We start from the raw sequence: 24,040 nt of genomic DNA on the forward strand, positions 1-24,040 counted from the left end.
TCGTCACGGCTGCACCAGTCCTTCGTACGCGTCGGGGCGGCGGTCCCGGTAGAAGGCCCACTGCTGCCGGACCTCGTCGATCAGGTCGAGGTCGAGGTCGCGGACGACGAGTTCCTCGCTCTTGTCGCTCGCGGGCTCGCCGACGAACCGGCCCCGCGGGTCGACGAAGTACGACGTCCCGTAGAAGTCGTTGTCCCCGTACTCCTCCTCGCCGACCCGGTTGATCGCGGCGACGAAGTACTCGTTGGCGACGGCGGCGGCCGGCTGCTCCAGCTGCCACAGGTGGGCGGAGAGGCCCCGGGAGGTCGCCGACGGGTTGTAGACGAGCTGGGCGCCGTTCAGGCCGAGCTGTCGCCAGCCCTCCGGGAAGTGGCGGTCGTAGCAGATGTAGACGCCGACCTTGCCGACCGCGGTGTCGAAGACGGGCCAGCCGAGGTTGCCCGGTTTGAAGTAGTACTTCTCCCAGAAGCCCTTGACCTGGGGGATGTGGTGCTTGCGGTACTTGCCGAGATACGTGCCGTCGGCGTCGATGACCGCGGCGGTGTTGAAGTAGAAGCCGGACTGCTCGATCTCGAACACCGGGACCACGACGACCATGCCGGTCTCGCGGGCGAGTTCCCGCATACGGGTGACGGTCGGTCCGTCCGGTACCGGTTCCGCCCAGCGGTAGTGCTCGGGCTCCTGGACCTGGCAGAAGTAGGGGGCGTTGAAGACTTCCTGGAATCCGATGATCTTCGCGCCCTGACGGGCCGCCTCGCGGGCGTGCTCCTCGTGCTTGGCGACCATGGATGCGGTGTCGCCGGTCCAGGTGGCCTGGACCAGAGCGGCACGTACGACGTTGGCCATGAGCTGCTCCTTCGACGTGACGCCAGAGAGCTTCTACGCCCGTAGACACTGGGCGTAGAGCCCTGAAAGTAAGCCTCGGCGCTGCCCTGGGCAAGACCATCGTCGTTAACCGGCGGAGTCGATCATGTTTCACACCCCTGTGGGTGAGCGGGACCGAGTCGAGGGGGCTCGCGTGTTCCCCTGTCCGGGCCTCGTCGAGAGCCGTGCGGCCCGCCCCGCCTCACGCCGTGTAGCCCGCCACCCGCAGGGCGTGGATCAGGTCCCAGTAGCGCTGTTCCGAGACGTTGCGGGCCGACTCCAGGAGCAGCGGGGCCAGGAACTGCGGGTCGGCGTCGATGCTGCGGACGGCTTCTTCGGGGGTGCGGATGCTGACGTACGCGTCCAGGAGGGCGCGGACCTCGCGGTGGCGGCCCTCCTCGACCAGGGCCAGGACGGCCTCGCCTATCTCCGGGGCGGGCCGTACGACGCCCTGGCGCAGCATCTGCCGGCCGTCCGCCGTACGTCCGGCCGCCACCAGCGCGTCGGCCGCGGCGACCAGCCGGTCGGCGGGCAGCGAGACCGCCTCCCAGAGGAGGGAGGCCCAGTCGGCGTCGAGTCCGGCGCGGTGGAGTTCGGCGGCGAGCAGCGGAAAGCGGGCCGCGGGCCAGTGCGCGGCCTCGACCAGCACGGCGTGCGCCTCGCCGGTGTGGCCCTCGGCCCGCAGCCGGACGAGCTTCGCGACGGTCTCGACGGTGGTCCGCCGCGCCCCGTCGTCCAGCGGCTCGCGCCGCGGTGCCGACGACTGCCCGCTCTCCTCGACACCCCCCGCGAACCGGGCTCCCCGCGGGGTGCGCTGCGCGGGCGGCGCCACGGGTGCCGGCTCGGGCACGGCGACGGGGGGTACGGGGACGGCCTCGCCCCATGCCGTGCCCGCGTCCGTCCCGGCACTGGTGTCCGCCATACCGGCGAAGCGGGCGCCGCCCCGGGCACCGCCCCGGATGCGGCGCTTGGAGCGCTGTCTGGGCGCGGGGGACGCGGGAGGCTCGGGGTGCCCGGCCGCTTCGGGAGATACCGGCTCGGCTCCCGGGGCGGCGTGCACGGGCGTGGTGGCGTGCGGGGCGGAGCCGGTGTCGGGGGTCGGGCCGTTGCCGGAGGCGGAGGCCCGCGCCGCGTCCTGCCGTGCGGCCCGGTCCGCGGACGCGTCGCGCCAGAGGTCCGGCCAGTCGTCCTCGTCCGGCGCCGGACGCTGCGCACCCACGCGCGGCGCGGCCGCGCGGGCGGGGTCACGGCCCCCGCCCCCACCGTCGCCGGTGGGCGGCGCCACCGGGGACTCCTGGGCGTGTCCGCCCACCGTCCACCGGTCCAACTCGTCGATGCGGGAACGGATTTCGGCGCAGCGGGCCGTCGCGCGGTCGTGGTCGTCACGGGCCCAGGCCAGATCGAGGCGGACGGAGTCGGCCTCCTCCTGGGTGCCGGCCGCGGGGAGCGACCGCGCCAGCTCCGAGAGCCGTTCGGCGGCGTAGCGCTGTTCGCGCAGCATGACGTCGAGCCGGTCACCGAGAGCGTCACGACCGCCGGGCCGCGCGTCGTACGCGGCGAGCGAGGCGGCATGCAACGCCCGGGCCCGCTCGGTCTCCTGGGCCGCGGCCCGCTCGCCGTACTCGGCACCCAGGTCCTGGAGGATGGCCTGCACGACGTCCCAGGGCGGCACCTCCCAGCCGTCCAGGCAGGCCCGCATCCCGTCGGGGTCGCGCTGCCAGAACACGCCGCACCAGCCGCCGCCCTGATCGAGCCGGGACAGCAGGCCGTTGAGGTACTGCGCGAACTCCCGTACTTGGCCTGGGAGTTGTTCCACTGTCATTGCGTTCACCCCACGCCGGACCGGAGTACTCCGATCCGGTAGAAAACACCATTCGTGTTACGGAAGCGCTACGACGAGTTTTCGGCCTGGACGCAGAGTGCGGTTACCACCCCGGAACGTTAAGTGAGAGCCACCCCGATACCGGCAACCCCCGCCGGTACATCGCCCGGCCCGGCGGCACCAGCCCCCGAAGGGGCGCGGGGAACGGCGCACCCGCATGCGACCACCTACGGCCAAGGCCACGGCTACCGCGCAGGCCGCACCACCATCGCCGACCCGCCACCCCGGCGCACGGTCTCCGCGGCGGCCAGCCACTTGCCGTCAGGCAGCCGCTGAACACCCGTCGCCGCACCGATCTCCGGGTTCTGCCGGAACCCGTGCCCGATGCCCTCCAACTGGGTCCTCAGCGGACTGTTCCACAGGCCCGGTTCGAGCTCGGTCGTCGTCTGGTTGCGCTGACTGGCCCGCGGCGCCGCGATCGCGTCGACGAGCGGGAGCCCCCGGTCGAGGAAGCCCGTGAGCGTCTGGAGCACCGTCGTGACGATGGTCGCGCCACCGGGCGAGCCCAGCGCCACCACCGGCTTCGCGTGGCGGTCGAGCACGATCGTCGGCGAGATCGAGGAGCGCGGACGCTTGCCGGGCCCGGGCAGGTTCGGGTCGTGCACGGCCGGGCTCGCCGGGGCGAAGGAGAAGTCCGTCAGCTCGTTGTTGAGGAGGAATCCCCGGCCCGGGACGGTGATCCCGCTGCCGCCGGTCTGCTCGATGGTGAGCGTGTACGCGACGACGTTGCCCCACTTGTCGGCCGCCGTCAGATGGGTCGTGTTCTCACCCTCGTACGTCGTCGGCGCGGCCTTCCCGCCGGTCGCGCACGCCGCCGGGTCGCGCGGGTCGCCCGGCGCCAGCGGGCTCGTGAGCACCGCGTCGTCCTTGATCAGGCACTCGCGCGAGTCGGCGAACCGCTGCGAGAGCAGTCCCTTCGTCGGTACGTCCTCGAAGGCGGGGTCGCCCACCCAGCGCCCCCGGTCCGCGAACGCGATCCGGCTCGCCTCGATGTAGCGGTGCAGGTACTGGACGTCCGAGGCCTTCGAAAGGTCGGTGTTCTCAAGGATGTTGAGCGCCTCGCCGACCGTCGTCCCACCGGAGGAGGAGGGCGCGATGGAGTAGACACCCAGACCGCGGTACGAGGTCTTCGTGGGCGCCTGCCGCTTCGCGCGGTACTTCGCCAGGTCCTTCAGCGACAGGTCGCCAGGACGGGCGTTGTATCCCGAAGCGGGGTCCACCGGCGGCTCGTTGACCGTGTCGACGATGTCCCGGGCCAGCTCACCCCGGTACAGGGCACCCACTCCCTTGCGGCCCAACTCCTCGTACGTACGCGCCAGATCGGGATTCCTGATCGTCGAGCCGACCACCGGCAGCGCGCCGCCGGGCAGGAACAGCCCGACCGTGTCGGGGAAGTTCCTGAACCGCGCCTCGTTGGACGCGGTCTGCGAGCGGAACGTGTCGTCGACGGTGAATCCGTCCCGCGCGAGCCGCTCCGCGGGCCTCAGCAGCGATCCGAGCCCCTTGCTGCCCCAACTGTCCAGCGCCGTCTGCCAGGTGGCGGGTGTGCCGGGCGTGCCCACTCCGAGGCCGCTGGTCACCGCGTCGGCGAACGGGATCGGCTGGCCGTTCTCCAGGAAGAGCCCCGAGTCGGCCGTCAGCGGCGCCGTCTCGCGTCCGTCGATGGTGTGCACCGTACGGGACTTGGCGTCGTAGTAGACGAAGTAGCCGCCTCCGCCGATGCCCGACGAGTACGGCTCGGTGACGCCGAGGGCCGCCGCCGTGGCGACGGCCGCGTCCACCGCGTTGCCGCCCTTGCGGAGGATCTCCACACCGGCGGCCGAAGCGTCCGCGTCGACGCTCGCGACGGCCCCGCCGTACCCGACGGCGACCGGCGTCTTCTCCGCCGGGCCCGAGCCTCCCCCGGCGGCCCCCGAGGAGGGCGGCGCCGCCCCCACCGACACCACAGCGGCCGACACCGCCAGCACAGCAAGTCTCCGCGCGACCGAGCGCCTCATCCGTACCTCCAGTCAACGACCGTCCGCGCAGCGTAACCGCCTGGGCATGGTCGCGTCAGGTGCCTCTCGAACACCGATACGTGCGACCGCTAGCATGCGCGCCCATGACTGACGACGTGCGCAATATCGTCCTGGGGGTGATCGCGGCGGGCCTCAGCGCCTCGCTGGGCTGGATCGCCCGGACCTACCTGTGGAAGCGGAAGCTCCGCCGCAAGCAGGCCTTCTTCGGGCTGCCCGACCACTCCGAGTCCCTGCTCGTGGTCAACCGCGACGCGGGCAGCCCCGATCTGGCCGTGCACCGCTACGACGTGTTCGCGCTCCTGGAGCTGGCCGCGCTGATCAAGGACTGCAACGCGCACGCCGACGTGATCACCCAGGACGCGGCCCGGCAGGGCTTCGGCGAACGTACCGAGTTCTGCGTCGGCGGCCCCGGGTCCAACCGCCGCATGGCCGCCCATATGCAGGCCATGCTGCCGGGTGTGCGCGTGAACGTCGATCCGGAACCGGGTCCGGACCGCCTCGCGTTCCAGATAGGCACCGACCGCCACCGCATGCAGCCAGGACAGGCCGAGTACGTACTGCTCGCGCGGCTCACCGCCGCACAGCAGGGCCCGAGCAGGCCCGTGTTCCTCTTCTGCGGCCAGCGCGCCATCACCAACCAGGCGGCGACCCGCTATCTGGCCCGCAACCACGAGCGGCTGTACCGCAAGCACGGTGACAGCTCCTTCGCCCTGCTCCTGAAGGTCGTGAACTCCCAGGCGTACGGGCCGGACGTGGTCGAGCTGGTCGCCGACGTGACCCGTGCCGCCCAGACCCCGCTGCCCGAGGCGGCCACCCGGACCACCCATCGCGCCTCCTAGCCACCTCGCCCCCCGACCTCCTGACCTCCAGCCCCCCGCCGTCTTCCTGCGCCTTTCAACGATCGTTACTGGCACGTAACTTACCGACGGGTTACTTACGGTGAGCGGCTGCGGTTACCGTCGGGTCACTTTCACGCTCACACGAGTAGGAGTGGCCCGTGGGACACGCCCGCAAGGCCCTGCGCACGACCGCCGCGGGCGCCGTCTCGGCGACGCTGATCGCCGGCACGGCCCTTGGGCTCGCCCCGGCCGCACAGGGTGTTCAGGGTGTTCAGGGCGCGGCGCGGGCCGGTCTCCGTCTCGTCGACATCCCCGGGGACGGCGGCACGGTCCTCAAGGCCAACGTCGTCACGCCCGCGGGCGCCGGCTCCGACGCCGGCTCCCGCGCGTACCCCCTCGTCGTGCTGCCCACGAGCTGGGGCTTCCCGCAGGCCGAGTATCTCGTCCAGGCCGAGAAGCTCGCCGACTCCGGCTACGTCGTGGTCACGTACAACGTCCGTGGCTTCTGGCAGTCCGGCGGGGAGGTGGAGGTGGCGGGCCCGCCCGACGTGGCCGACGCCTCGAAGGTGATCGACTGGGCTCTCGGCCACACCCCGTCCGACCCCCGGCACATCGGCATGGCGGGCGTCTCCTACGGAGCCGGCATCAGTCTGCTCGCCGCCGCGCACGACAAGCGCGTCAAGGCCGTCGCGTCGCTCAGCGGCTGGGCCGACCTCACCGAATCGATCTACTCGGGCCGCACCCAGCACACCCAGGCGGTCGCCCTGCTGGACGGCGTCGGCCGGCTCACGGGCCGCCCCGGCGCCGAGGTCCGGCAGACCTTCGAGGACTTCTTCGCCGCGGACCTCGCCAAGGAACCGGAGCTGGTCGCCTGGGGGAAGAAACGTTCCCCCGCGACCTACGTCGACCAAATCAACGAGAACGGCGCGGCGATCCTGCTCGCCAACACCTGGGGCGACACGATCTTCCCGCCGAACCAGTACGTCGACTTCTACGAGCGGCTGACCGGTCCCAGGAGGATGGAGTACCGGCCCGGCGACCACGCCACCGCCGAGCTGACCGGCCTGTTCGGGCTGCCCAACGACGTGTGGACGGACACCCGGCGCTGGTTCGACCGCTATCTCAAGGGCGAGGACAACGGCATCGACCGCGAGTCGCCCGTACAGCTCACGTCCCGTTCCGCGGGCGGTTACGAGGGTTATCCGGACTGGAAGTCGGTCGGCGCGACACGCAAGATGATCGCCCTCGCCGGCTCCACCACGATCCGCGCGAACGTCGACTCGGGCGCGAACGGCGGGATCGTCCTCCTCTCCAGCGTCCTCGACCAGCTGACCCGGACACCTCCGGTGGCGTCGATCCCGCTGCTGCCGCGCCGGTACGCCGCCGTCTGGCAGTCGGAGAGGTACGCGAGCGCCCGGCGGGTGCGCGGGACGGCGAGGCTGCACACCACGCTGAGCGGTACCAAGGAGAGCGGCACCCTCGTCGCGTACCTGTACGACGTGGGCCCGCTCGGCCTCGGCAAGCTGGTCAGCAACGCGCCCTTCACCTTCCACGGGCAGACGCCCGGCAAGCCGTTCGGCGTCGACCTGGAGCTGTTCTCCACGGCCTACGACGTTCCGGCAGGGCATCGTCTCGCCCTGGTCGTGGACACGGTGGACCCGCTCTACATCGAGCACAACCCGACCGGCGCGCAGCTGACCTTCTCCTCAGCCGCGGCCGACCCGTCGTACGTGTCGGTCCCGCTGCGTGAGCAGTGATCCCCGGCTGCCGCCGGACGGGCCATTGCCCCTCGCTACCGCGTGCCCGGCAGCAGCGTCCCTGGGTCGGCCGAGGCGCCTTCGACAGCCTCTGTCACCGCGGGGATGAACGACAAAGCGTAGTCGAGACCGGGCACGGCCCGTCCCCCGGCCTGGCGAAATCCCTCACCGGCGCCGGGGCACGGCGCCGACTCGGGGGTGCGGACGGCGAGTTGGGCCCCGCCACGGGATCCGTGGGAGGCGTGGGGGGCGCGGGAGGCGGGCATGACGAAAACGCCGGACGCCGCCGGTTCAGGGCGTACACATGCCGTACGGATCATGATCACGCTCCCCCGCTCAGTGTGTGAGGATCTTGGAGAGAAAGTCCTTTGCGCGGTCGCTGCGTGGGTCGGTGAAGAACTCCTCGGGGGTTCGGTCCTCGACGATGCGGCCTTCGTCCATGAAGACGACCCGATTGGCCGCCGAGCGCGCGAACCCCATCTCATGGGTGACGACGACCATCGTCATGCCGTCGCGCGCGAGCCGCTGCATGACCTCCAGAACCTCGTTGATCATCTCCGGGTCGAGTGCCGAGGTCGGCTCGTCGAAGAGGAGCACCTTGGGGTCCATGGCGAGGGCGCGGGCGATGGCCACGCGCTGCTGCTGGCCGCCGGAGAGCTGCGCCGGGTACTTCGGGGCCTGCGAGGCGAGTCCCACCCGGTCGAGGAGTTCGAGCGAGCGCTTGTCGGCCTGGGCCTTCTTGCGGCCTCGCACCTTCATCTGGCCCAGTGAGACGTTCTGCAGGACGGTCTTGTGCGCGAAGAGGTTGAAGGACTGGAAGACCATCCCGACCTCGGCGCGGAGTTTCGCGAGTTCCTTGCCCTCCTCCGCCAGCAGCTGTCCGTCCAGCCTGATCTCACCCGAGCCGATGGGCTCCAGGCGGTTGATCGCCCTGCAGAGGGTCGATTTGCCCGACCCCGAAGGGCCGATGACCACGACCACCTCCCCCTTGCCGACGGTGAGGTTGATGTCGCACAGGACATGCAGCTCCCCGAAGTACTTGTTGACGTCCCGCAGCTCGATCAACGGATCGACGGCCATGCTCAGCCCTACCCACTCTCAGCAGTGTCGCGATTGCGGCAAACTATCCAGACAAGAGTGGAGTTAATACACGACACGCACTTTTCGGGCATTAGCCGTATTTACGCCGCCGGTGCAGGCCAGGGCTTCACGTTTCCGCAACCTCGGCGTACAGCTGCGAGAGTTCGGGAACTCCGCTGGCCGCCCACTCATGACCTGATACGACCACATCGATCTCCCGGCCCGACACCAGCCGCACCACCGGCCGGCCGTTGGGCCACACCTCCCAGAGGGCGCCGGGCACGGTGCGCACGATGACCGTGCCGAGGTAGAGGCCGGCGTCGTTGCCGAGCCAGGGCAGGCTCTCCTCGTCGTCGCGCCAGCGCGGCAGCAGTTGGTCGAGCGCCTCCAACGAGGCGGCGGAGTCGTCCAGTTCGATCCCCGCCTGATAGGCCTGGGAACGAAGCAGTTCGCATTCGGAGAGCAGTTCGGCCACCCCCTCGTGGTCGCTCTCGCTGTCGGAGAAGACCGCGACTCCCCTCGCGGGGCCCCGCTTCTTGCGCCAGTTGCCCAGGAAAGGGATGTTCATACACCCAGCCTTTCATCCGTATCGCCCGGCGCACCACAGGGCGCGCGGAACGCCTGTTCCCAGGGAGTTCGCACTCAGTTCGCACCTGCCTCATTGACGAGACCCTCTCGTCTCCTTAGCTTCACGGTGCATCTGTCGCCTCGTCAGTGAGCCGTCCGGGACACGTCGGTGGACCGTCCGTACGTGGTCCGTCCGTATGTGGTCCGTGAGTCCGTGAGTGGGAGGAGTCGGTGTGCGCCGACGTGTGTGGGGTACCGCCGTTGCTCTGACTCTGCTGTCGACGGCGGCGGTGACGGTTCCGGCGACGGCCGCGCCGGAGAGCAGGGTGCGGCCGCTGTCCCTGGAGCGGCTCTTCGACAACACGGCTGTCAGCGACGACGACCGGCCCGCCGAGGCCGATTTCGACGGCTCGGGCGGTTCCCTGTCGGCGCAGGACCTGACCGCCGCCGGCTGGACACCGGGACGCTCGCTGACGGTCCAGGGCGCCGGGCTGACCTGGCCCCGCCGGGCACCGGGCGAGCCCGACAACGTACGCGCCGACGGTCAGTCCGTACGCGTACGCGGCCAGGGGGACGCGCTCGCCTTCCTGGTGGCGGGCACGGGCGGCGGCGAGGAGAGCGGCACGGGCCTCGTGCGCTACCTCGACGGCTCCCGCTCCTCGTACCGGCTGAGCGCGTCGGACTGGCGCGGCGGCCCGCTCGCCACCAAGGCCGTGGCGCTCCCCCACATCAACACACCCGGCGGTCAACTCGCCGAGAAGGCACGGCTGTACGTGGTGACCGTGCCGCTCGCCCGAGGGCGCTCGGTGGCCTCCGTGGAGCTGCCGCGCAACGCCGACCTGCATGTGTTCGCCCTGTCGGTACGCGCCGAGAGCCGTGGCTGGACGGGGAGTTGGGCCGCGTCGACCTCCGGCTACACGGCCGTCGGGCCGTGGACGGACCGGACGCTGCGCCTGGTGGTGCACACCTCGGTGGGCGGGCCGCGGGTACGGATCCGGCTCGACAACACGTTCGCGGCCACGCCCGTACGGATCGGCGGCGCGACGGTGGCGGTGCAGGCGTCCGGGGCGAGCCCGCGCGGCGCTCCCGTGCCGCTGTCCTTCCGGGGCTCCGAGGACACCCAGATCCCGGCGGGGACACAGGCGTTCAGTGATCCGCTGGGCTTCGACGTGCCCGCGGACAGCAATCTCCTCGTGAGCCTCCACCTGCCGGGAACGGTGACGGCGGCGCCCGTGCACAGCCTGGCCGTCCAGCAGTCGTACGTCAGCGAGCCCGGCGACCACGCGGCGGACGCCGCCCCGGACGCGTACACCTCGACGATCCTCAACTGGCCGCTGCTGACCGGTGTCGACGTGGGGACCGAGCGGGGTGGACGGGGTGGTGACGGGCCCGGGTCCGTCGTGGTGCTCGGGGACTCGATCACCGACGGCGAGAAGTCGACGCGGGACGCGAACCGGCGCTGGCCCGATCTGCTGGCCGACCGGCTCCGGGATCAGGATGTGGTGCCACGCCATGGGGTGCTCAACCAGGGGATCTCGGCGAATCGTGTGGTCACGGACCGGTACGCCGGTGACGGTGTGTCCACCGACACGGGTGGGGTGAGCGCGTTGCACCGGCTGGACCGGGATGTCCTCGCGCAGACGTCGGCTCGTACCGTCGTCGTCTTCCAGGGGGTCAACGACGTCCGCTGGGGTGCGAGTGCGGAGCAGGTCGTCGACGGGCTGCGGGAGGTCGCCGAGCGGGCGCGTGGGCGTGGGCTGCGGGTTCTGGCCGCGACGATCGCGCCCTGCGAGGGGGAGGCGCGGTGCACCGCCGCGGTCGACGCGCAGCGTGGGCTCGTGAACCGGTGGATCCGGTCCGGCTCGGCCGACGCGGGATTCGACGGGGTGCTCGACTTCGACGCGGTGTTGCGGGATCCGGGGCGGCCCGCTCGGATGCTTCCCGCTCATGACAGTGGGGATCATCTGCATCCTGGCGATGCGGGGCTCGCCGCGCTGGCCGAGTCCGTGGATCTGGGGTTGTTGTAGGCGGGGCGGCACTGGGGCAGGTCGGGTTGTGTGTCGGGGCGGGCCGGACGTGGCTGGGCGCGCGGTTCCCCGCGCCCCTGGGCGGGGTCGTGCGGGGTTGTGTGTCGGGTACGCGCCCGGACCTGGCTGGGCGCGCGGTTCCTCGCACCCCCTGGGGGGCGCCGGCCCTAGACGTCCAGGTCCACTACCACCGGGGCGTGGTCCGAGGCGCCCTTGCCCTTTCGTTCCTCTCGGTCCACGTAGGCGTCGGTCACCGCCTTCGCGAAGGGGGCGTTGCCGTAGACGAGGTCGATGCGCATGCCGCGGTTCTTGGGGAAGCCGAGCTGGCGGTAGTCCCAGTACGTGAACGGGTGGTCGTACTTGAGGGGGCGCGGGACCACGTCCGAGAGGCCGGTCTCGCGCAGGGCGGCGAGGGCGGCGCGCTCGGGGGCCGTGACGTGGGTGGAACCCTCGAAGACGGCCCGGTCGAAGACGTCCTCGTCCGTCGGCGCCACGTTGTAGTCGCCCATCACCGCGAACGGGCGGCTGCCTCCCGCGTCGCCGGCGACAGCCGCCTTCAGTGCCTCGAACCACTGCAGCTTGTACGCGTAGTGCGGGTGGTCCACCTCGCGGCCGTTCGGCACGTAGACCGACCAGACGCGGAGCGGGCCGCAGGTCGCGGAGACCGCTCGGGGCTCCTCGGTGCCCTCGTAGCCGGGATCGCCGGGCAGGCCCCGCACGACGTCCTCCAGGCCCACCCGGGACACCACCGCCACGCCGTTCCACCGGCCCGTCGCGTTCACCGCCGACTCGTAGCCCAGCTCGCGGAGCTCCTCGGTCGGGAACTGCTCCGCGGTGGTCTTCGTCTCCTGGATGCACAGCACGTCCGTGCCGCTGCTCTCCAGCCAGGCCAGCAGCCGCGGGAGACGAGCGGTGATCGAGTTCACGTTCCAGGTGGCGATACGCATGCTTCACAACCTACCGGGCGGCACTGACACTCAGCGGCCGGCCGCTCAGAGGTCAGCCGCTCAGTGGCCCGCCGCTCAGAGGTCGGCGGTCTCGCCCGGCGCCAGCCGAAGGTGCTCGGAACCGCCCAGCGTGCCGATCTGGCGGTCGTAGGCGGGGCGGGCGAGGTCCGTGAGCAGGGCGTCGTGGATGTCGTACGCGCGCTGCGGCTTGACCTCGCGGACGTAGTCGATGACCTCGGAGATCTTGCTCCACGGGGCCTGGACGGGGAGCAGCAGCGTCTCGACCGGGTGGTCGGGGAGCGTGAGGGCGTCGCCCGGGTGGAAGATGCGCCCGCCGTCGACGAGGTAGCCGACGTTCGTGATGCGCGGGATGTCCGGGTGGATCACGGCGTGCAGCTCGCCGTGGACCTGTACGTCGAAGCCCGCGACGGTGAACGTGTCGCCGTGGCCGACGGTGTGCACCCGGCCCGGGAACGCGGCCGAGAGCTGGTCGGCGACGGACTTCAGCGTCCAGATCTCCGCCTGCGGGTTGGCCTCCAGACCGGCCCGCAGGTGTCCTTCGCTGAAGTGGTCGGGGTGCTCGTGCGTGACGAGGACCGCGTCCGCGCCCACCGCGGCGTCCTCCTCGCTGAAGACACCGGGATCGATGACGAGTACGCGGCCGTCCTTCTCCAGGCGGACGCAGGCATGCGACTTCTTCGTGAACTTCATGCTTTCCATCCTGCCTCCGCCCGTCGGCGCGGGCTCACCCGAGGGGGCCCTTTCCCGCCGCTCACTCCTGCGGAGTGGTCTCCTCTCGGATCACCCGCTGGGCCACCTTGAAGGCGCTGTTCGCGGCCGGTACGCCGCAGTAGACGGCCGCCTGGAGCAGTACTTCCTTGATCTCGACCGGGGTGAGTCCGTTGCGCAGGGCGGCCCGGGTGTGGAAGGCCAGCTCGTCGAGGTGGCCGCCCGCTACCAGGGCGGTGAGCGTGACACAGCTGCGCGAGCGCCGGTCGAGGCCCGGCCGGTCCCAGATCTCGCCCCACGCGTAGCGGGTGATGAACTCCTGGAAGTCCCCGGAGAACTCGTCGGCCTGCGCCAGCGCCCGGTCCACATGGGCGTCCCCGAGCACCTCGCGGCGGACCTTGATGCCCGCGTCGTAGGGGTCGGATCTGCCCGTCAGCGCCTCGGGCTGCGGGGCGGGGGCGATCTCGGCGACGGGTGCCGCCTGCTGCGGCACGGAGAGCACCGGGCTCGCCTGCGGGACCACGACCGACATCTGCCCGGTGGACGAGTCGTAGGCCGGCTGCTGCCAGGCGGTGGAGAAGTGCCGTACGAGGAGGTCGGTGACCGCCGCCGGCTGCTCCACGGGGACCAGGTGGGAGGCGCCGGGCACGACCGCGAGGCGGGCGTCCGGTATTCCGGCGACCAGGGTGCGGGCCTCGGCGGGTCCGGTGACCTGGTCGTCCGAGCCGACCAGGACGAGCGTCGGCACCCCGATCCGGCCGAGGTCGGCGCGGATGTCGAAGGCGGCGAGCGCCTCGCAGGCGGCGATGTAGCAGCCCGGATCCGTGGTGCGCACCATCTGCACGGCCCACTCGGTGATCGCGGGCTGCGCCGCGGCGAACCCGGTCGTGAACCAGCGCTCGGGGGACGAGCGCGCGATGGGGTCCAGCCCGTTCGACCGGACGATCACGCCGCGCTGCCGGAACTCGTCGGCCGTGCCGAACCGCGGGGAGGCCGCGATCAGCGTGAGCGAGGCGAGGCGCTCCGGGCGGCGCAGCGCCAGTTCGGCGCCCACGGCACCGCCGAGCGCGCAGCCCGCGTAGCCGAACCGCTGGACGCCGAGCCCGTCGAGGGTGGCGAGCAGCCGTTCGGCGAGCTCGGTGACCGAACCGGTCGGGTGCGCGGGCGCGCCGCCGTGACCCGGCAGGTCGAAGCGGAAGATCCGCCACTGCTTGGCCAGCTCCGGAACCTGCCGGTCCCACATGTGCCAGGTGGTGCCCAGTGAGGGACCCAAGATCAGGACAGGTGCGTCTTCCGGCCCGTCAAAGCGGTATTGAAGGGTGTTGGTCTTTACGTCGCTCACCCGCCTCACGCTCCCACATCTCACGATTTCTCACGTACTTGGGTCGGATCCCCACGCAGGCCGTCCCACGTTGTGGGAGCCTCGCGAAGATCCTCCGCACAGGGCTTCACATACCACCGCACGGTGGCGGCCACAACGGTGTGTCCGGCCCACCCGGCAAGGAAGCGGTCCGGCACGACGTCGTCGGCCAGGACCGTGAGGCGCGCTGCGCGTGCATCGTACAGACGCGCCCTGAGAAGCTTCGGGGACTTCGGGCGCCCTCGGGGCTCTCGGGGGTCCAGGAGCCGGTACGTCGCTCCACCCGGCCGACCGTCTCGGCAGCCCCCGTCGGTCCGGCCGGGCGGGTGGCCGACGCGGTGGCCGACCCGGCGGCCGGTCGGCCGGTGGATCACCTCGGCGGACTCTCCGGTAACGTCAGAATATGAGCCATCCACATCCCGAACTGAAAGCCGCCCCTCCCTTGCCCGAAGGAGGGCTGAGGGTCGTCGCCCTGGGCGGTCTGGGTGAGATCGGCCGCAACATGACCGTCTTCGAGCATGCCGGAAAGCTGCTCATCGTCGACTGCGGGGTGCTGTTCCCCGAGGAGACCCAGCCCGGCGTGGACGTGATCCTGCCGGACTTCACCTCGATCCGTGACCGCCTGGACGACATCGTGGCCGTGGTGCTCACCCACGGCCACGAGGACCACATCGGCGGCGTGCCGTACCTGCTGCGCGAGCGCTCCGACATCCCCGTCGTGGGCTCGAAGCTGACCCTGGCGTTCCTGGAGGCCAAGCTCAAGGAGCACGGGATCCGGCCACGCACGGTGCGGGTACGTGAGGGCGACCGGCGCGGCTTCGGCCCCTTCGACTGCGAGTTCGTGGCGGTCAACCACTCCATCCCGGACGGCCTCGCGGTCGCGATCCGCACCGGGGCCGGGATGGTGCTCCACACGGGCGACTTCAAGATGGACCAGTTCCCGCTGGACGACCGGATCACCGACCTGCGCGCCTTCGCCCGCCTCGGCGAGGAAGGTGTCGATCTCTTCCTCACCGACTCCACCAACGCCGAGGTCCCCGGCTTCACCACCTCCGAGCGCGACCTGAACCCGGCGATCGAGCAGGTGATGCGCACCGCCCCGCGCCGGGTGATCGTCTCCAGCTTCGCCAGCCATGTGCACCGCATCCAGCAGGTCCTGGACGCCGCGCACCAGCACGGCCGCAAGGTCGCCTTCGTGGGCCGCTCGATGGTCCGCAACATGGGCATCGCCCGCGACCTCGGCTACCTGAAGGTTCCCAGCGGTCTGGTGGTGAGCACCAAGGAGCTGGAGAAGCTTGCGGACCACAAGATCACTCTGGTGTGCACCGGATCCCAGGGCGAGCCGATGGCGGCGCTGTCCCGGATGGCCAACCGCGACCATGTGATCCGCGTCGGCAAGGGCGACACCGTCCTGCTCGCCAGCTCCCTGATCCCCGGCAACGAGAACGCCATCTACCGGGTGATCAACGGGCTGACCCGGTGGGGCGCCCATGTCGTCCACAAGGGCAACGCCAAGGTGCACGTCTCCGGGCACGCCAGCGCCGGTGAACTCGTGTACTGCTACAACATCGTCAAGCCCCGCAATGTCATGCCCGTGCACGGCGAATGGCGCCACCTGCGGGCCAACGCCGACCTGGCCATCCGTACGGGGGTCGACCCCGACCACGTGGTCATCGCCGAGGACGGCGTCGTCGTCGACCTCGTCGACGGGCGCGCGAGGATCACCGGCAAGGTGCCCGCGGGCAACGTCTACGTGGACGGCATGGAGGTCGGCGGCGCCACCGAGGCATCGCTGAAGGACCGTGTCACCCTCGCGGAGGAAGGCGTGGTCACCGTCGTGGCGATCGTCGACGCCGACACGGGCGCCCTCGCCGAGACGCCCGACTTCCTGGCCCGCGGGTTCGTCCACGACGACACCACCTTCGAGCCGGTCATTCCCGTCATCGAGAAGACCTTGGCGACCGCGGCCAAGGAAGGCGTCGGCGACCCCCACCAGCTGGAACAGCTCATCGCCCGCGCCGTGGCGAACTGGGCCTTCCGGACCCACCGCCGCAGGCCCCTCATCATTCCCGTCATCATCGACGCCTGACCGTCGGTCCGCCGCCCCTTCTGCCGTGCTCCGCCCGGCCGGCAGGGGGCGGTTCCGCGCCCGCGTCCGCCCCTTCACCGAGGGCCGGACGCGGGCGCCGCCTTCGGGCATCAGGTTCTGGGCATCGACTTCGAGCATCGACATCGGGCATCGGGCATCGGCATCGGGCACCGTCGGTGCGGCAGAAAGGCAGACGAATGAGCGCGCGGTTCGAGGAGATCGACTGGCGTCCGACAGCGATGGGCGACATCAGCCTGCGGCGCCGACGCGACCCGGCATCGGGCACCGAGGTGTACGAGGTGAAGCTCGGCGACGAGTTCCTGATGTCCAGCCTCTTCACGGCCGGCGAGATCGCGCTCGCGGAACTCGGACTGGCTGAACTGCCGGGCACCGAACTGGACATCGTCGTCGGCGGGCTGGGCCTCGGCTACACCGCGCAGGCTGTGCTGGACGACCCCCGGGTGCGTTCGCTGGCCGTGATCGAAACGCTCGCCGAAGTCATCGACTGGCATCAGCGGGGCCTGGTCCCTCTCGGCGCCGGGCTGGCCTCGGACGCCCGCTGCCGTCTGGTCCAGGGCGACTTCTTCGCGCTGGCCGCCGACCCGGGCGGGCTGGATCCGGCGCAGCCGGGCCGTCGCTTCCACGGCATCCTGCTGGACGTCGACCACTCGCCGCGCCATGTGCTCCACCCCCGCCACGCCGCGCTCTACCAGCCCGCCGGGCTCCGCGCTCTCGCCGAACACCTCCACCCCGACGGCGTCTTCGCGCTGTGGTCGAACGACCCGCCGGACAAGGAGTTCACCTCCGTGCTCACAGAGGTCTTCCCCCGGTCGGCGGCCCACGTCGTCGACTTCGACAACCCTCTGCAGGGCGGCACCTCGACCAACACCGTCTACGTGGCCAGGACGGAACCGGACCCGCGCTAGGCACGGGTCACGGGTCACGGGTCACGGGCGGCGGGGCAGGTCAGACGGCCTGGACCGGGTGCCGGACGACCGCGTCGAAGAGGTAGCCCTGGGTGTTGTGGACGGTGGTCTCCGGCTGGGTGCGGCCCGTCGTGTCCGTCGCACGGGCCAGGAGGGTGTACGCGCCCGGGCCGGCCGGACGCCAGTCGGCGGACCAGCGGACCCAGTCGGCGCGGCGCGGGGCGTCGTGGAGGCGGGCGCGCCGCCAGCTCGCGCCGCCGTCGGTGCTCACGTCCACCCGCGCGACACCGCCCGCGCCCGACCAGGAGCGGCCGGTGAGACGGTGGTCGGCCGCGGCGTCCAGGCTCGCGTTCCACGGGAGTTCGAAGGCGCTCTTGAGGGTCTGCCGGGTGAGCGGGGCGCTGCCTCCCGCCGGGTAGGCGTCGCCGAACAGCCGGTAGAAGTCGGTGTTCCACGGGGAGTACAGCGGCTGGGCGGAGACCTCTATGTCACCGACCCACTTGATCGACGCGATACCGATCCAGGACGGCACGAGGACCCGTACGGGGCCGCCGTGGTCCGGCGGGAGGGGCTCGCCGTTCATCTCGTACGCGAGCAGCACGTCGTCCAGGGCCTTCGACAGGGGAAGCGGGCGGCGGACCCGGCCGAGGTTCGTGCCGTCCGCCGTCACGTAGTCGGGGTCCAGGCCGCGCGGCAGGACGTCCACGGCGCCCCGGCTCAGTCCGGCGCGGCGCAGCACCTCGCCGAGCCGTACGCCGCGCCAGCGGGCCACGCCGACCGCGCCCAGCGTCCACGCCGTGCCGGACACGGTCTGGCCCTGCTGTGTCGTGAAGAAGCTGCGGCCGTTGCCCGCGCACTCGACGAACGCGCTGCGGGTGGTGGCGGGCAGGCGCTTCAGCTCGTCGAGCGTGAACTCGGCGGCGCGGCCCCCGCTGAGGCCGTCACCCCAGACGGTCAGGCTCCAGGTGCTCGCGTCCAGGACGGGGGTGGAGGTGTGGTTCCGGACGAAGAAACGGTCCGTGGGGGTGTGGTGGCCGGTGCCCGCCAACGCCTCGAACTTGGTCTCCGCGTTGGTGCCCCGGGACGTGAACCAGGCTTCGGGCAGGGGCTTGACGATCCCGGGAACCGCGGCGGCCGAGGCGCCGCCGGTGCTTCCGGGGGTTCCGGTGCCGGTGCCGGGAGCGGCCAGGGCGGGTGCGGCGAAGCCGGCGGTGGCCGCGGTGGCTGTGGTGGCCAGTCCGGCGGCGGCGAGCAGACGGAGCATGTCGCGCCGCTCGATGCCGTCGGCCCGGGCCTCACCCGCGAGCCACTGACGGAGTCTGCGACGGTCGTAGACGGCTTCGTCGGAACGGGTGCCGGTAGGGGATTCGCCAAGCGATTCGGTGGGCGGCTCGGCGTGCGATTCGGTACGGGGCATGGGTGGGCTCCTGCCTTTCGGAGGTTCACGGGCATGCGTGTGGAGGAGGCGGGACGGGGGCGGGCCCGCGGGTACGGCAGAGCTCGCCGGACCTTCGGGCAGGCCTGGCAGTGCCTGGGCCGGGGGAGCCGGGGTGGTGCGGCCGGGAACGCGCTTACGGCCTCGGCGGACGTCCGCCGGCGGTCAACGCTGTCCGGCCACGGGCTCGGTGAGGATCAACAACAGCCGTGCGACATACGCACGTGGAACCGCGGAGCAGGGCGGCACAGGCTGGAGATCATGGACGCCATGGTACGAGGCGACGCGCCGGCTCGCGGGTGAATCCGGGTAGTCGGATCCGACCGGGCCGGTCCGGGCCCGCGCTCAGAAGTCGGTCGGTGAGCCCAGGCCGGTGAGGGCGCCGACCGGATCGAGGTCGGGGGTGCCCCGGGGCCACCAGTCGTCGTGGCCCGGTTCCGACTCGTACGCGTACCAGAGGCCGTCATGGCCCAGGCGGAGCTGTATGTGGCCGTGCGGGTGGGTGAGGTGGTTGTGCCAGGGCCGGAAGGCGGGGAAGTCGGCCGCGAGGAGCAGAGGGCGGGCCCGGTCGAAACGGCCCGCCGGAGGATCCCAGGCCTCTTCGAGGACGGCGAGCCCTTCGAGTCCGCCCTGCCGCCACGCGGCGACCGCGCGGGCCAGGTCCCCCGGGGTGCGGCGCGCGGCGGTGGCCAGGGACGCGTAGAGGGCGCGGGTGGTGGCGGTGAGGCCGGAACCCGGGCGGGTGGCGGCGATCCGGACGGCGTCCTCCCAGAGCGTCAGCCCGGCGAGCGGGTCGCGGCCCGTGGTGAGCAGGACGTGCGCGCGGGCCGCCGCGTCGGTGGCCAGCTGGTCCAGCGCGAACGGGTCGGGGCCGCCGGGCGACGCCGGGTATGCCGGAGGCTGCTCCGGATGCGCGGGCGGCGGCTGCGGGGCAGGCAGGGGCGGCAGCACGCGGCGCTCGACGGCCTCGCGGGCCGGGACACCGGGAAGTTCCGGTTCCTCGGCGGCACGGGCCGAACGGGCGGCCAGCGTGGCGTTGCGCCGGGACAGCTCGTCCAGCAGTTCGCGCTCGCCCCGGCCGCGCAACAGGAGGAGCACGAACGGGTCCTCGTCCAGCAGCCGCGCCGTCTGGTAGCAGAGGGCGGCCGCGTGCTTGCAGGGGTGGCCGGAGTCGGGGCAGCTGCAGCGCGGGACGAGGTCGCCGGCGCCTGGAAGCAGCTCGACCCCGCTGTCGGCGAGCGCCTGGGGCAGGTCCTTGTCGAGCAACGCGGCGATGTGCGCCGGGCGTTCGGCGGCGGCGTCCAGGAAACGCTCCCAGTCCTCGTCCGAGAGCGTACGCATCCGGATCTGGACCCGGTACGGCCGCGGACGGCTCCCGTGCACGTAGGCGAGCACGAGCCCCGGGGTGACGGTGATGGCGTCGACGTGCCCCTCCCCCGCGTACGACTTCCCCCGCCCGAGCCGTGCCGCGTCGAGCGCCATCTCCTCCAGCGCGGCCACCCACGCGTTGCCCCACCATGTCTCGGCGAACCCGCCCTCGCCCGGCGCCCGCGCCGCCAACGCCGGGAACGTACGCCGCAACTCACCGTCCCTCGCCGGGGCGGCCATGGACCGCCCGGACACCGGGACGCTGCGCTGTGCGGGGGCGGGGGCGGGGGCGCTGCGGAGGGTGGGGGCGCTGTCGGGGGCCGCGTAGGGGTCAGGAGCCGCGTAGGGAGCGGGCTCGGCGTGAGAGGCCTGCGCGTCGAGGAGCCCGGCGTCGGCTGTGGCGGAGACCTCGGTGTTCGCGTCGGCGCCGGTGTCGGTGTCCGCGCCCCGACCCGCCCCTGTGCCCGTACTCGTGCCCGTGCCCGTGTCGGCGTCCGTGGGCGCCGCCGGGCGCGTGGTGCTCGGCTCAGGGTCGGGCTCGTCCGCCCGCTCCTCCCTCTCCAGCCGGGACGACAGGTCGAGGGTGTTGCCCAGCAGCTCGGCCAGTTCCCGGACCTGGGCCGCCGCCTCGCGGCTCGGCGCGGCGGGACAAGTGCCGCGGGTGGCCTCGGCGCCCCCGCGCCGCTTCCGGGCTGCCCCGGCTCCCTTGGCCTGAGCGGCGGTTCGCTCCCGCTCCGCCTGGACCCGGGCAGCCCGCAGGGCCTCCCGGGCCACGTCGCCGGGGCGGGCGGTTCCTGAAGGAGCGTCGGGCCGGTCGCCCGCGGGCGGCTCGGAATCCTCGTCGGGCCGGCCCGCCACCGTCGAGGCGGGGGCCTCATCGGGCGTGACCGTCACCGTCGCGTCGGAGGCCGGACCCGGGTTCTGCGCGGCGGGCTTGTCGGCGGCAGCGCGCCGCAGTGCCTCGCGCGCGATGTCGCCCGGCCGGGGCCCGGCCGCCGTGGTCCCTCCGGTGGCTCCCCGCCCCTGTACGCCGGTGGCCGCAGGGGGCGCGTCCGGCGCGTCGGAGTGCGGCTCCGCCGGTTCGGCACCCGGGACGGCGGCGGCATCACCGCGCCGAGCCGCCCGCAGCGCACGCCGGGCGGCGTCGGCGGGCCGCTCCTCACCGGTCTGGGGGAGTTCCTCCACCGCGTCGTCCACCGCATCCGGCTGGTCCGGCCGGTCCGGCTGATCCGTCGGAGACATCACGTGGACCTCCGGAGCGAGACCAGGTCGGACAGGTCGCGGTCGGTCAGTTCCGTCAGGGACGCCTCGCCGGAGCCGAGGATCGCGTCCGCCAGGGCCCGCTTGGAGGCGAGCATGTCGGCGATGCGGTCCTCGACGGTGCCCTCGGTGATGAGGCGGTGCACCTGCACGGGCTGGGTCTGGCCGATGCGGTAGGCGCGGTCGGTGGCCTGTTCCTCGACGGCCGGGTTCCACCAGCGGTCGAAGTGGATGACATGCCCCGCGCGCGTGAGGTTGAGGCCGGTACCGGCGGCCTTCAGGGACAGGATCAGGATCGGCGTCGCTCCGCTCTGGAAGCGGTCCACCATGTGTTCGCGCTCCGGCACCGGCGTGCCGCCGTGGAGCAGCTCGACGGGGACCGCGCGCGCCGTGAGGTGGTTCGTGATGAGCCGGGCCATCCCCACGTACTGGGTGAAGACGAGCGCCGAGCCGTCCTCGGCGAGGAGCGTGTCCAACAGCTCGTCGAGCAGGGCCAGTTTGCCGGAACGGGCTGCCTGGCGAGCCGTGCCCGAGCCGCTGGGGAGTCCGTCCGGTTCCTCCTTCAGGTACAGCGCCGGGTGGTCGCAGATCTGCTTGAGCGCGGTGAGGAGCTTGAGGACGAGGCCCCGTCTGGCGATGCCCTGCGTGGTCTCGATGGCGAGCATCGACTCGCGGACCACGGCCTCGTACAGGGAGGCCTGTTCGCGGCTGAGGGGGACCGGGTGGTCCGTCTCCGTCTTGGGAGGGAGTTCGGGGACGATGCCCGGGTCGGACTTCTTGCGCCGGAGGAGGAAGGGCCGGATCAGCCGGGCGAGGCGGGCCACGGCCTCCTCGTCCTCGCCGTTCTCCACGGCGCGCGCGTGCCGGGCGCGGAAGGATTTCAGCGGGCCGAGGAGACCCGGGGTCGTCCAGTCGAGCAGCGCCCACAGCTCGGAGAGGTTGTTCTCCACCGGTGTGCCGCTCAGGGCGACCCTGGCCGGTGCGGAGATCGTCCGCAGGGCCTTGGCCGTCGCCGAGTACGGGTTCTTCACGTGCTGGGCCTCGTCCGCGACGACCATGCCCCAGGTCTGCCGGCCGAGCAGCGCCGCCGTCGAGCGCATCGTGCCGTAGGTGGTCAGGACGAAGCCGCCGTCCATGTCCGCCAGGGAGCGGTCGGGGCCGTGGAAGCGGCGCACGGGCACGCCTGGGGCGAACCGCTCGATCTCCCGCTGCCAGTTGCCCAGCAGCGAGGCGGGGCAGATCACGAGGGTCGGCTCGGTGCGCGCCCGCTTCAGATGAAGGGCGATGAGGGTGACGGTCTTGCCGAGGCCCATGTCGTCGGCGAGGCAGCCGCCGAGACCGAGCGAGGTCATGAGGTCGAGCCAGGCAAGCCCACGCAGCTGGTAGTCGCGGAGGGTCGCCTTGAGGCCGGGGGGCGGTTCGGCGGGCCGCAGTCCGGCCGTGAGGCGGTCGCGCAGCGCGGCGAGCGCTCCGACGGGCACCGCTTCGACGCTCTCCCCGTCGACGTCCACGGTGCCGCTGAGCGCTGCGGAGAGGGCGTCGACCGGGTCGAGCAGACCCAGTTCCCGTTTGCGGGCCTTGCGGACCAGGGCCGGGTCGACGAGCACCCACTGGTCCCGCAGGCGGACGACGGGTCGGTGTGCCTCGGCGAGGGCGTCCATCTCCGCCTCGCTGAGCGGGTCGCCGCCCAGCGCGAGCTGCCAGCGGAACTGGAGCAGTTCCTCGCTCTCGAAGAAGCCCGTGCCGTCCGTGGCCGAGCCCGGCGCGGGGCGCACGACCGCGGCGGCACTCAGGTCCTGGGCGAGGTCGCGCGGCCAGTGCACGGCGACGCCTGCCGCGCCGAGGCGGGTCGCCGCGACCCCGAGCAGGTCCGTCAGCTCGTCCTCGGACAGTGCCAGTACGTCCGGCACGTCCTGCGCGGACAGCCGGTCCAGGGGCGGCCAGACGCGGGCCGCGCGGCGCACGGCCAGGGCAGCGTCGACCCGGGCGCGCGGGCCGAACGTGGCGTCCGCGGTACCGGCCCACAGGCCCGCCGCGTCGACGACAAGGGTGGGGTCGGCGAGGCTGTGGACCTGAACGACGGCCGCGCCCGCCCGCCGGGTGTCCTCGCTGTCGTCGAAGAGCTCGTAGGCGGACAGGTCCAGCCGCAGGGAGATCCGGACCCCGGCGTCCATGCCGGCTGCGACCTCCGCCGCCCAGTCCTGGGCGCCCGGCAGCCGCTGGGCGCCGGCCGCCGCGAAGGGCTTCCCCGCGGCGTACGGAGCGGCCGGGGTGCGGGGCAGGGCGTCGGCGACCGCGTCCAGGAAGGCGCGTGTCAGCGCTTCCGGGTCGGGCAGCCTGAGCGGGCCGCGGCCCGGCAGGGGGACCGCGTGTCCCTCGTACGGGAGAGCCGCCGCGACCGCTCGGAGGTGAGCGATGTCGTCCGGGTCCAGGGGACCGGCACGCCACGCGTCGAATCCTTCGGGCGTCAGTCCGGGCAGCAGCCGGCCGCGCGCCACGAGCCGCAGCGCGTGCAGGGCGGCGGCGCCCCAGCAGGCCGTGGCGGGATGCGCGGCGGGGTCACGCCTGGCCCGGACCAGCAGCGGCAGTGCCTCGGTGACCGGCATGGTCTGCGCGGGCACCGACTGCCGCCGGGCCCCCGTGCCGTGCGGCCGGACGACCGTGAGCTCGGTGTCCGGCGCGGGGACCGGGATCCCGCCGTCCGGGTCCCAGAAGGCGAACCGTCCGCTGCGGGGCAGCGCGGCGGGCAGGAACACGGCGGCCAGCCGCACGGACACCTCGGGCCCGGTGTCGGTGCCGGAATCGGCACGCGTCTCCCCCGCACTCATGCTCCCGGCCACCTCCCTCGTCCCGGACGGATCACTCGTCGGACCGGTCGCCCGATCACGACCG

Annotated in this window: 16 protein-coding genes; 5 read left to right on the forward strand and 11 right to left on the reverse strand. The window is 72.4% G+C overall.

Going from position 1 to position 24,040, the window contains the following annotated elements; translation table 11 throughout:
• Nucleotides 1–3: 3 nt before the first annotated feature.
• The 3 genes from OHS59_RS10250 to ggt all read right to left on the reverse strand — a co-directional run bounded on the left by OHS59_RS10250 (nucleotide 4) and on the right by ggt (nucleotide 4,743).
• On the reverse strand, nucleotides 4–846 hold the full coding sequence (locus OHS59_RS10250; protein WP_328493074.1) for a nitrilase-related carbon-nitrogen hydrolase: 843 nt from the start codon (nucleotides 844–846) through the stop codon (nucleotides 4–6).
• A 220-nt stretch (nucleotides 847–1,066) separates the two neighbouring features.
• Nucleotides 1,067–2,686 (reverse strand): hypothetical protein, encoded by a 1,620-nt coding sequence (locus OHS59_RS10255; RefSeq protein WP_328493075.1) that lies wholly within the window; start codon nucleotides 2,684–2,686, stop codon nucleotides 1,067–1,069.
• A gap of 245 nt (nucleotides 2,687–2,931) precedes the next feature.
• On the reverse strand, nucleotides 2,932–4,743 hold the full coding sequence (gene ggt, locus OHS59_RS10260) for a gamma-glutamyltransferase (RefSeq protein WP_328493076.1): 1,812 nt from the start codon (nucleotides 4,741–4,743) through the stop codon (nucleotides 2,932–2,934).
• A gap of 104 nt (nucleotides 4,744–4,847) precedes the next feature.
• Between ggt and OHS59_RS10265 the strand changes: the two genes are divergently transcribed.
• Nucleotides 4,848–5,603, forward strand: a complete 756-nt coding sequence (locus OHS59_RS10265) for a hypothetical protein (RefSeq protein WP_328493077.1) — start codon at nucleotides 4,848–4,850, stop codon at nucleotides 5,601–5,603.
• A 158-nt stretch (nucleotides 5,604–5,761) separates the two neighbouring features.
• Entirely contained in the window at nucleotides 5,762–7,360 is a 1,599-nt protein-coding gene (locus tag OHS59_RS10270; RefSeq protein WP_328493078.1) for an alpha/beta fold hydrolase, read from the forward strand.
• Nucleotides 7,361–7,696: 336 nt separating this feature from the next.
• On the opposite strand, the gene OHS59_RS10275 is transcribed toward OHS59_RS10270, so the two are convergent.
• Complete coding sequence (locus tag OHS59_RS10275) at nucleotides 7,697–8,440, reverse strand: amino acid ABC transporter ATP-binding protein (RefSeq protein WP_328493079.1); 744 nt, start codon at nucleotides 8,438–8,440, stop codon at nucleotides 7,697–7,699.
• Between the two features lie 127 nt (nucleotides 8,441–8,567).
• Nucleotides 8,568–9,008 (reverse strand): DUF6278 family protein, encoded by a 441-nt coding sequence (locus OHS59_RS10280; RefSeq protein ID WP_328493080.1) that lies wholly within the window; start codon nucleotides 9,006–9,008, stop codon nucleotides 8,568–8,570.
• A 232-nt stretch (nucleotides 9,009–9,240) separates the two neighbouring features.
• Between OHS59_RS10280 and OHS59_RS10285 the strand changes: the two genes are divergently transcribed.
• Nucleotides 9,241–11,034, forward strand: a complete 1,794-nt coding sequence (locus tag OHS59_RS10285) for an SGNH/GDSL hydrolase family protein (RefSeq protein WP_328493081.1) — start codon at nucleotides 9,241–9,243, stop codon at nucleotides 11,032–11,034.
• 167 nt (nucleotides 11,035–11,201) lie between these two features.
• On the opposite strand, the gene OHS59_RS10290 is transcribed toward OHS59_RS10285, so the two are convergent.
• The 3 genes from OHS59_RS10290 to pcaDC all read right to left on the reverse strand — a co-directional run bounded on the left by OHS59_RS10290 (nucleotide 11,202) and on the right by pcaDC (nucleotide 14,052).
• Complete coding sequence (locus tag OHS59_RS10290; protein WP_328493082.1) at nucleotides 11,202–11,981, reverse strand: exodeoxyribonuclease III; 780 nt, start codon at nucleotides 11,979–11,981, stop codon at nucleotides 11,202–11,204.
• Between the two features lie 75 nt (nucleotides 11,982–12,056).
• Nucleotides 12,057–12,692 (reverse strand): MBL fold metallo-hydrolase, encoded by a 636-nt coding sequence (locus OHS59_RS10295; RefSeq protein WP_328493083.1) that lies wholly within the window; start codon nucleotides 12,690–12,692, stop codon nucleotides 12,057–12,059.
• Nucleotides 12,693–12,753: 61 nt separating this feature from the next.
• Nucleotides 12,754–14,052, reverse strand: coding sequence for a bifunctional 3-oxoadipate enol-lactonase/4-carboxymuconolactone decarboxylase PcaDC (gene pcaDC, locus OHS59_RS10300; protein WP_328493084.1), 1,299 nt, complete (start codon nucleotides 14,050–14,052; stop codon nucleotides 12,754–12,756).
• A 421-nt stretch (nucleotides 14,053–14,473) separates the two neighbouring features.
• On the opposite strand from pcaDC, the gene OHS59_RS10305 reads away from it, so the two are divergent.
• Together OHS59_RS10305 and OHS59_RS10310 are read left to right on the forward strand one after the other, a co-directional pair.
• Nucleotides 14,474–16,159 carry a ribonuclease J gene (locus OHS59_RS10305; RefSeq protein ID WP_328493085.1) on the forward strand — a complete coding sequence of 562 codons (1,686 nt, stop codon included), beginning with the start codon at nucleotides 14,474–14,476 and terminating at the stop codon, nucleotides 16,157–16,159.
• A 197-nt stretch (nucleotides 16,160–16,356) separates the two neighbouring features.
• Nucleotides 16,357–17,085 carry a spermidine synthase gene (locus tag OHS59_RS10310; RefSeq protein WP_328493086.1) on the forward strand — a complete coding sequence of 243 codons (729 nt, stop codon included), beginning with the start codon at nucleotides 16,357–16,359 and terminating at the stop codon, nucleotides 17,083–17,085.
• A gap of 40 nt (nucleotides 17,086–17,125) precedes the next feature.
• Here OHS59_RS10310 and OHS59_RS10315 read toward each other — a convergent pair whose 3' ends face one another.
• The 3 genes from OHS59_RS10315 to OHS59_RS10325 all read right to left on the reverse strand — a co-directional run bounded on the left by OHS59_RS10315 (nucleotide 17,126) and on the right by OHS59_RS10325 (nucleotide 23,976).
• Nucleotides 17,126–18,502 (reverse strand): sulfite oxidase, encoded by a 1,377-nt coding sequence (locus OHS59_RS10315; protein ID WP_328493087.1) that lies wholly within the window; start codon nucleotides 18,500–18,502, stop codon nucleotides 17,126–17,128.
• 363 nt (nucleotides 18,503–18,865) lie between these two features.
• Nucleotides 18,866–21,130 (reverse strand): SWIM zinc finger family protein, encoded by a 2,265-nt coding sequence (locus OHS59_RS10320; protein WP_328493088.1) that lies wholly within the window; start codon nucleotides 21,128–21,130, stop codon nucleotides 18,866–18,868.
• Nucleotides 21,130–23,976 (reverse strand): DEAD/DEAH box helicase, encoded by a 2,847-nt coding sequence (locus OHS59_RS10325; RefSeq protein WP_328493089.1) that lies wholly within the window; start codon nucleotides 23,974–23,976, stop codon nucleotides 21,130–21,132. The genes OHS59_RS10320 and OHS59_RS10325 overlap by 1 nt, the downstream gene beginning before the upstream one ends.
• Nucleotides 23,977–24,040 lie beyond the last annotated feature (64 nt).

The sequence above is a fragment of the Streptomyces sp. NBC_00414 genome (genome assembly GCF_036038375.1).
Classification (GTDB): domain Bacteria; phylum Actinomycetota; class Actinomycetes; order Streptomycetales; family Streptomycetaceae; genus Streptomyces.

Coding starts and splice junctions, on each gene's coding strand:
- OHS59_RS10275 (WP_328493079.1), bottom strand. CDS start 8,440: ATGGCCGTCGATCCGTTGATCGAGCTGCGGGACGTCAACAAGTACTTC.
- OHS59_RS10295 (WP_328493083.1), bottom strand. CDS start 12,692: ATGAAGTTCACGAAGAAGTCGCATGCCTGCGTCCGCCTGGAGAAGGAC.
- OHS59_RS10325 (WP_328493089.1), bottom strand. CDS start 23,976: ATGAGTGCGGGGGAGACGCGTGCCGATTCCGGCACCGACACCGGGCCC.
- OHS59_RS10265 (WP_328493077.1), top strand. CDS start 4,848: ATGACTGACGACGTGCGCAATATCGTCCTGGGGGTGATCGCGGCGGGC.
- OHS59_RS10290 (WP_328493082.1), bottom strand. CDS start 11,981: ATGCGTATCGCCACCTGGAACGTGAACTCGATCACCGCTCGTCTCCCG.
- ggt (WP_328493076.1), bottom strand. CDS start 4,743: ATGAGGCGCTCGGTCGCGCGGAGACTTGCTGTGCTGGCGGTGTCGGCC.
- OHS59_RS10280 (WP_328493080.1), bottom strand. CDS start 9,008: ATGAACATCCCTTTCCTGGGCAACTGGCGCAAGAAGCGGGGCCCCGCG.
- OHS59_RS10305 (WP_328493085.1), top strand. CDS start 14,474: ATGAGCCATCCACATCCCGAACTGAAAGCCGCCCCTCCCTTGCCCGAA.
- OHS59_RS10250 (WP_328493074.1), bottom strand. CDS start 846: ATGGCCAACGTCGTACGTGCCGCTCTGGTCCAGGCCACCTGGACCGGC.
- OHS59_RS10255 (WP_328493075.1), bottom strand. CDS start 2,686: ATGACAGTGGAACAACTCCCAGGCCAAGTACGGGAGTTCGCGCAGTAC.
- OHS59_RS10310 (WP_328493086.1), top strand. CDS start 16,357: ATGAGCGCGCGGTTCGAGGAGATCGACTGGCGTCCGACAGCGATGGGC.
- OHS59_RS10320 (WP_328493088.1), bottom strand. CDS start 21,130: ATGTCTCCGACGGATCAGCCGGACCGGCCGGACCAGCCGGATGCGGTG.
- OHS59_RS10315 (WP_328493087.1), bottom strand. CDS start 18,502: ATGCCCCGTACCGAATCGCACGCCGAGCCGCCCACCGAATCGCTTGGC.